The 1395-nt window shown below is 67.8% G+C and carries 2 protein-coding genes; one reads left to right on the plus strand and one right to left on the minus strand.

Annotated features, from left to right (window positions below):
- Nucleotides 1-22: 22 nt before the first annotated feature.
- Nucleotides 23-970 (minus strand): tetratricopeptide repeat protein, encoded by a 948-nt coding sequence (locus tag BLS85_RS18430; protein ID WP_092788194.1) that lies wholly within the window; start codon nt 968-970, stop codon nt 23-25.
- 134 nt (nt 971-1104) lie between these two features.
- Here BLS85_RS18430 and BLS85_RS18435 point away from each other — a divergent pair.
- Nucleotides 1105-1395: transposase (locus tag BLS85_RS18435; protein WP_176793912.1), on the plus strand; the 291-nt coding region annotated here is incomplete at its 3' end.

The following is a 1395-nucleotide window of genomic DNA, read 5'->3' on the forward strand; positions in this document are numbered from 1 at the left end:
CGGATTTTGAGCGGCTGATTTTTTACAGGGTGTTTTTGGCGGTGTCGCTCAGCCAGGTCAGGGCGCCCTTGGTCGAGGTCCAGGTTTCCAGGCTGGAGAGGACATAGAGGATCGCCTCGTCCTTCGATCCCAGGGCGTAGTGGGGCGGCGGCTGGTTCGGCAGGCGTTTCTCGCCGAGCAGGTAGGCCGGCACATGGGGGTTGTTCTTGATGGCCGCGGTCAGCGCCTTGGTCGCCCCCGACGTGGCCCCGCCCTGTTTGAACTTCAGCAGGGCATCGGTGTAACCCCATTCAGCGAAGTCCGGCTCCTCGTACTCGTGGAGCAGCTCCCGGGTGGCCTCGAACAGGTTCAGGTGCAGCAGTTTCGGCGCCAGCACATGGCGGAGGCCCATATTGTCGTTTGGGCACAGCCGCAGCATGTCGCGCCAGTGGGCCACGGCCTCGTCGCGGTCCCCCATCTCCCAGAGACACTCGGCCAGGGCCGCCCGCGCCCGCATGTAGGGGCGCGTTTCCAGGATCCCCCAGAAGTTCCCTTCCTCCTCCTCGAACGCCTCCTCCCCCAGGACGTGCCGCACGGCCTCTTCCCCGGCGGCCACGGCCTTTTCCAGGGTGGCCCGCCTCTCGACGATGCACCTGGCCTCCTCCTCGGCCAGCAGCAGCCAGGCGTCGGCGCAGAGCGCTGAGATCCCGAGCGCCCGCTTCGCCAGGGCGACCCGCTCCCGTTTCGTCCCGCGCTCCCAGGCGTCATACATGATGTCCTGCGCCGCGTGGAGCGGATCGGCCTCCGCCTCGCCCAGGAGATCCTCGGCCAGCAGGCTCCTCTGCAGGTTGGCCATCATCTTTTCCATGGTCACCCGCGGGGGCAGGTCCTCCGGCAGAGGGGCCGGGGACGGATCGGCGGTCCGGCGTTTCCGGGGCGCCGGCTTGGGGGCCTTCGTGCCATCCTTGCGGCGGTTCTTGCTGACGGGCACCGCGTCTCTCCCTTCTCTGGACCACGCCGGGGAGGATAGCAAAACAGCGTCGCCCGGGTCCCGGTTTTTCCTCGTCCGGGAACGTGCCGACCTCTATAATATCGAGCCGAATCAATCCGATAACGGGACATCGCATGCTCTTTTCCGGTTTCGGCCCGCGCGCGGTCATCGCCGCCTTCGACGGCGGTGAGATCACCTCGGACGCCGGCGGCCTGCTGTTGCGGGAGACGGCCAAGCGCCTGGACCTGTTCCCCCGCATGGCGGCGTGCTTCGACGACCGCCGGGACCCGTCCCGGGTCCGCCATCCGCTGGCCGACCTGCTCGCCCAGCGGGTCACCGGGATCGCGCTAGGCTACGAGGATCTCACCGATCACGACAGCCTGCGCCACGATCCCCTGCTGAAGCTCCTGGGCGAGGCGAAGTCC

The organism is Rhodospira trueperi (genome assembly GCF_900101965.1).
Classification (GTDB): domain Bacteria; phylum Pseudomonadota; class Alphaproteobacteria; order Rhodospirillales; family Rhodospirillaceae; genus Rhodospira; species Rhodospira trueperi.